Origin of the sequence: Microcystis sp. LE19-84.1B, from assembly GCF_027531875.1 — a bacterium.
GTDB classification, from domain to species: domain Bacteria; phylum Cyanobacteriota; class Cyanobacteriia; order Cyanobacteriales; family Microcystaceae; genus Microcystis; species Microcystis panniformis.
This window is the reverse complement of sequence record NZ_JAPZSR010000375.1, coordinates 1-5,720: the sequence shown is the minus strand read 5'-3', so window position 1 is coordinate 5,720 and position 5,720 is coordinate 1. Positions and strand designations below refer to the sequence as shown.

Annotated in this window: 5 protein-coding genes and 1 tRNA gene; 1 reads left to right on the top strand and 5 read right to left on the bottom strand. The window is 39.7% G+C overall.

What is annotated here, in order from left to right; translation table 11 throughout:
• Positions 1 to 145: 145 nt before the first annotated feature.
• The 3 genes from O9324_RS21170 to O9324_RS21160 form a co-directional block, all read right to left on the bottom strand.
• A complete protein-coding gene (locus tag O9324_RS21170) occupies positions 146 to 1,636 on the bottom strand; it encodes an MFS transporter (protein ID WP_288141229.1) in 1,491 nt (496 codons plus the stop codon).
• Positions 1,637 to 1,658: 22 nt separating this feature from the next.
• Entirely contained in the window at positions 1,659 to 2,441 is a 783-nt protein-coding gene (recO, locus tag O9324_RS21165) for a DNA repair protein RecO (RefSeq protein WP_288141228.1), read from the bottom strand.
• Between the two features lie 77 nt (positions 2,442 to 2,518).
• Positions 2,519 to 2,591 (bottom strand) — tRNA-Ala (locus O9324_RS21160).
• Positions 2,592 to 2,668: 77 nt separating this feature from the next.
• Between O9324_RS21160 and trhO the strand changes: the two genes are divergently transcribed.
• Positions 2,669 to 3,481: an oxygen-dependent tRNA uridine(34) hydroxylase TrhO gene (gene trhO / locus O9324_RS21155; RefSeq protein ID WP_288141227.1), complete on the top strand. Its 813-nt coding sequence runs from the start codon at positions 2,669 to 2,671 to the stop codon at positions 3,479 to 3,481.
• Positions 3,482 to 3,530: 49 nt separating this feature from the next.
• Here trhO and O9324_RS21150 read toward each other — a convergent pair whose 3' ends face one another.
• Positions 3,531 to 5,078, bottom strand: a complete 1,548-nt coding sequence (locus tag O9324_RS21150) for a protein kinase domain-containing protein (RefSeq protein WP_288141226.1) — start codon at positions 5,076 to 5,078, stop codon at positions 3,531 to 3,533.
• Positions 5,079 to 5,135: 57 nt separating this feature from the next.
• The gene (locus tag O9324_RS21145; protein ID WP_288141225.1) at positions 5,136 to 5,525 is read right to left on the bottom strand and encodes a shikimate 5-dehydrogenase; all 390 of its coding nucleotides are present in this window, start codon (positions 5,523 to 5,525) and stop codon (positions 5,136 to 5,138) included.
• Between the last annotated feature and the right edge of the window lie 195 nt (positions 5,526 to 5,720).

The window sequence follows — 5,720 nt, the reverse complement described above, 5'->3', positions numbered from 1 at the left end:
TGATAACTGATAACTGATAACTGATAACTGATAACTGATAACTGATAACTGATAACTGATAACTGATAACTGATAACTGATAACTGATAACTGATAACTGATAACTGATAACTGATAACTGATAACTGATAACTGAAAAGTTCCGCTAATCTTTAGATAAATTGCGAGAAACATACCAAGTAAAACCACCGCCGATAACTGCCATAACTGCTAAAGCTAATAGTACCGGTCGCAGTCCGAATTGAGTTTCGGCGATACCCGCAACAGCTAATGGTAAAGAGAGGGCAATATTAACGGCATTATTTTCTAAACCAAAGACTTTACCGCGCATTTCGGGGGGTGTATCTGCCTGTAGGGTAGTTTGCATGGGAACCCCGACTAAAGCGGCAAAAATCCCTAATAAAGCCGTCATAGCGAAGGCTAAAATTAAACTCTTTGTTGCTAGGGATAAACCGATTAAAGCTGCCGCCATACCCAGGGAACCCCAGAGACTTAATCGGGTGTGGGAGAATTTTTGACCCCAATAACCCAAAGTAATGGCACTAACTGCCATTCCTGCACCACAGGAGGCTAATAAAAAGCCGAATTGAGAGGCTTTTAACCCGGGTAGTTTTTCAGCCATACTGACAGCTAATACTGATAGAGCGGCAAAAATACAGAATAAAATGACTAATTGAATTAGAGCGTTACGAACTTTATGATTTTTGTTGAGGTAACGAATGCCGTCGCGGATATCTTCCCAAACATGGGGCTGTTCTGCGGTAGGAATAATATATTTTTCGTTAGTTCGCAAGATAATTAGAATTAAACCGGCAATTATATAAAAAGCACCGACAATCATCACTTTGCCAATATCAAATTGTCCGGCTCTAGTGCCGAAAATGCTATCGGCAAAAGCTAATAGAGGTTCACCGATGGCAAAACCGATAATTAATACTGCCATGGTGGTTAAAGTGTTGAGGGAATTAGCGGGTAGAAGATGACGACGTTTTACTACTAATGCCAGGGTAGATTGTTCGGCAGGGGCAAAAAATTGGGTTAAGGTGGAGACAAGAAAAGTAATGACTAACAACAGGAAAAAACCGAAGGGTAAGTTAAATTCTCCTTGTAGCCGGTAATGCCAATTTCTTAAACCGTCAGGCAACCAACCGAGGGGAATTGCTAAATTTTGCTCGCGCACTAACCATAATAATAGGGGAATGACGAGGACAAAAGCCCCGCGTAAAAGGTTAGAAATAACTAAAACTTGTTTTTTTAACCATCTATCAACATATACACCCGCCACCGAACCCACTAACACCGCCGGAATTGTATTAGCAATCATTATCGCCGATACCCAGCCACTAATCGACTGATCGGCTTTTTGGTAATGGGTGGCAATTAGGGAGATCATCAGGACTAAATAGAATTTATCCGCTAATTGGGAAAAAATTCCCCCCGCCCAGAGAATGAGAAAGCGCGGGTTTTCTAGCACTGGGGCAAAACCCTGACTGGGATTGGATTTGGGCGCACGTTTAGGCAAGCGGTTCATGGTTTCTGCGTCGGATTGCCTCGGTGAGGAATCGGAAGAATTAAAAACAGGAGTGGGGGAGTCGCTAGACGTAGCGTCGTCAGTTTCTGAGTCAAACAGTTGCATTATGATGATTTTTGCTATCTGTTTAAAATTCTAAGGGAGATAAACCCTCAACTAATGCCGAGGAGCGAAAAGTTTTTCCCAGATGATATTGAGTATAGCGGCGTAGCAGGCGATCGAGGTTAATCCAAGCTAGTTCTGAGGTAAGGTTTTCTTCTGGGGGAAAATCGGGTTTTCCTAGGCATTGCAGTAATTGCAGTTCTTGCAACGTCAGTTTACTATCGATTTTGGGCGGGTTGATTGTTTCTGTTAGGGCAGCTAGATCTATTATTCCCCCTGCCTCGAAACTAAATCCTAGGCAATTGTCCCCAATTAAAGCTTTTCCCGTCAACAGGCAGTTATGGACTTGCGGCACTAAGCCAGCAATTATTAAGAAATGAAAAATTGCTTGACAAAGGTAGGGAAGTATGTATTGATTTTCGTCGAGGACTTCAATTCTGGCCAGATGGCTGCAGATTAATTCGTATAATTCCCTCTGGGGTTGTTCGCTCATTGCGATCGCCAAAACCAGTTCGCAGAGGTATTGACTAACGGTGAGTTTGGCGAGATTCTGACTTAATTTGGGATAAGATTCGATAGTTTCAGCTTGAACGACCTTATCTAGGGATTTTCCGGCGACTATCAACAGATTATTGACCACAAATAGTTCGCTTCTACCCCGGAGGGAAGATTTATACTTGCGCGCACCGGGAGCGATGGCTCTAATTAAACCATATTCGGCGGTCAAAATAGTTAAGAGGCGATCGGCTTCTCCGAAGGCCATTCCTTGTAGATTGATTCCAGTAGCTTGATAGGTACGAGACATCATTTAATAATTAACTAGCTAATTGTCTCCCCAAGAAGACTTGAGCTAATCACCAAGCGCAGGGGAATCAGTCAGGACTATGGAGGTTAGCGGACTCGAACCGCTGACATCCTGCTTGCAAAGCAGGCGCTCTACCAACTGAGCTAAACCCCCGATCTGGTTTTTAGGACACTTTCGTTATCATAACCTATAGTGAAAAATATTACAAGTTAATTTTTCCCTTACTTGCCATGTCTTATCTAGTCGCCACTTTTTACCAGTTTGTGGCTTTGTCAGATTATCGTCAAAAACAGCCAGAAATACAAAAATACTGCCAAGAAAGAGGAATTAAAGGAACTATTCTGCTGGCAGCCGAGGGGATTAACGCAACGATCGCCGGGAACCATCAAGCGATCGCCGAGGTGATTAGTTGGTTAAAAACCGATACTCGTTTAGCTAATCTAGAAGTGAAAGAGTCTGTTTGTGATTATTTGCCCTTTCAACGCTTAAAAATTCGCTTAAAAAAGGAAATTGTGACTTTTGGTCAAGCCAAGGCTAATCCTCTCGAAAAAACAGGAATTCATCTCAAAACTGAAGAGTGGAACCAATTGCTGAAAGAGCCGGACGTGGTAGTGATCGATACTCGTAATAATTATGAAGTGGCGATCGGTACTTTTGCGGGAGCGCTTAACCCAGAAATACAGCATTTTCGCCAATTTCCTGAGTATATTCAGGAAAATTTTGATAGTATTAACGATAAAAAAATAGCTCTTTTTTGTACGGGGGGAATTCGCTGTGAAAAGGCGGCAGCTTTTTTATTAAATCAAGGCTTTTCTCAAGTTTATCAGCTAGAGGGAGGTATTTTGAAATACTTAGAAGAAGTTAGTGCCGATCAGAGTCTTTGGCAAGGAGAATGTTTTGTTTTTGATCAAAGAGTGGCCCTAACAGCTAATCTAGAGGTAGGACATTATGAAATGTGTCTCGCTTGCGGTCATCCCATCGATGAAAAAGATAAACAGTCCCCCAATTACCGAGCAGGAATATCTTGTCCCTATTGTAGTTAATTTTATCCTATTCGTACCGCTCTCATCTCCCTACTTTTCTAGTATCTGGTTACTTTTTCTTGCGGATTTGTGTACCAGAAATCATGTCATGAAGGGCGCGTTTTTTCTTTGTCCAGGCTGCCAGTAAAAAGCCCAAATATAAGGGAGTAGTGGAGAGATATTTTAGTAAGTAGCGGCGATTTGCTCTCGCAAAAGATATGCGTCGGCCTTGGCTATCGGTGACAGATAAATCAAAAAACATTTTACCAATAGTGGCTTTAAAAAGATATTCTAAGAAAACATAATATAACCATTTAATAACTATTCCTAAACCGAGGGCGCTAAGAATAGCAATATGCTCGTGAGTAAAGTTAACTTTGGCTTGAATATTATAGATAATTGCCGCTATAAATAAAGCAAACCCGATAATTGTTGTTCCAGCTGCACTTAATGCTGCCGCATAGTAAACCCAGATTTCTTTGGGAATATTAAAGTTGAGATTTAAATCTTGAAAAACCGACCATTGTTGTAAGCGAAAACAGATATAACCACCTAATAAAGCGGCGATAATAAGAACGATAAAAGAATCAATTAAAGAAGCTTTGAAACGGAGCCAAAACCCAGCATAACTGGGAGAAATTGCGGCGAGTAAAGAAATAAGTGCCGGATTGGGAATAGGAATAATTTTAGGTTTTTCAGGAGAAGATTTTTTAGTTTTTTTAGTTTGATGGGGATTGGCTTTAATATCAGTAATAATTTTTAGCAAACTTTTGGTATCTTTAGGTCGATCAATAGGTTTTTCTGCCATTAAATTATCGATAAAATCTGCTAATCGAGAAGGGATATTTTGTGCATATTTACGCCAGTTAAATTCATTGGTATTAATGTTATAAATTTTCGGGTCACTGGGTTCTTTCCCGGTTAACAAAAAGACGAAAGTTTTGCCCAAAGCATAAAAGTCTGATTGGGGGACAGAGTGACCAAGAGATTGTTCAGGAGGAGCATATCCGGGGGTATAAATTCCCGTATTTTTACCTCCTGCTAGGACAGTTTTAGTCACTTGTCGCGCTGCCCCAAAATCAATTAAAACTAATTGACCATCGGGTTTTAAGATAATATTAGAGGGTTTGATATCACGATGATAGAATTTATGTTTATGAACTTCATGGAGAATATTGGCTAACTGAGTTAACCAATCCAAAGCGAGATTATAATCAATCGGTTTAAATCCTCTTTGTTTTTGATGCTCTTCTAAGTCAATACCAGCAATTTTCTCCATGACTAAACAGTGTAAGGCAGTTTGACTCTCCCGGGGATGATAAATAAAATAGTTTTCTCCTTTGGGAATACCGGGGTGATTTAATTGTTTTAAAAGATTGGCTTCCTGTTGAAATAAATCAATAGCTTTGCTAGAATCGTAGGTAAGAACTTTTAATACTTTGGGTATTTTACGTTCATCTATCACTTCATAGGTATTACCAAATCCACCTTTGGCACTCAATAAATTTGTGACTCGATATTTACCATTTAAAAGCAAGTCGGAACCACAGGATTGACAGTAACGACTCTCCGTGATACTTTTCGGTTTGGGACAATGAGGATTAATACAAAAACTCATAGATTTTATTGGTAGAGTAAAAAATAAACTTGATGATAACAATATTCCCTGATATATTTAAGGTTTATTGCCAAGAAAAAAGCCGCGCAATCCCAAAGTTACCACGGCACTTAAAAAAGCCACAACCATGGGGATAATAAGGGATTTAAACCCTTTTAAGTCAGCAATATCTTTAACTAGGATTGCATAACTATCTTCAACTTTTTCTAGTCGTTTATCGATACCTTCGACTTTTTCGGTCAGAGTTTTAATATCTCCCTTTATTTCTGTGGTTTCAATCTTCAAATCATTAACATCTCTTTGGAGAGTGTCGATTTTCTGATCCATATCTCTTTGGAGATTGTCAAATTTTTGATTAACATCTCTTTGGAGATTGTCGATTTTACTCTCGATTCTTGTCAGGACAGATTCAAGGGAATAGGTAACGGTTTCGCTAGTTTGTGTCATAATTAAAACCCTCTTACAGATAACTACTTTATTGAAATAAAAAATCAAGGTTTATTGCCAAGAAAAAAGCCGCGCAATCCCAAAGTTACCACGGCACTTAAAAAAGCCACAACCAGGGGGATAATCAGGGATTTAAACCCTTTCAAGTCAGCAATATCTTTCACTAAGATTGCATAACTATCTTCGACTTTTTCC

What these genes read in the sequence shown, in the direction of transcription:
- O9324_RS21170 (WP_288141229.1), bottom strand. Translation starts at nt 1,636, where the DNA reads ATGCAACTGTTTGACTCAGAAACTGACGACGCTACGTCTAGCGACTCC.
- trhO (WP_288141227.1), top strand. Translation starts at nt 2,669, where the DNA reads ATGTCTTATCTAGTCGCCACTTTTTACCAGTTTGTGGCTTTGTCAGAT.
- O9324_RS21150 (WP_288141226.1), bottom strand. Translation starts at nt 5,078, where the DNA reads ATGAGTTTTTGTATTAATCCTCATTGTCCCAAACCGAAAAGTATCACG.
- recO (WP_288141228.1), bottom strand. Translation starts at nt 2,441, where the DNA reads ATGATGTCTCGTACCTATCAAGCTACTGGAATCAATCTACAAGGAATG.
- O9324_RS21145 (WP_288141225.1), bottom strand. Translation starts at nt 5,525, where the DNA reads ATGACACAAACTAGCGAAACCGTTACCTATTCCCTTGAATCTGTCCTG.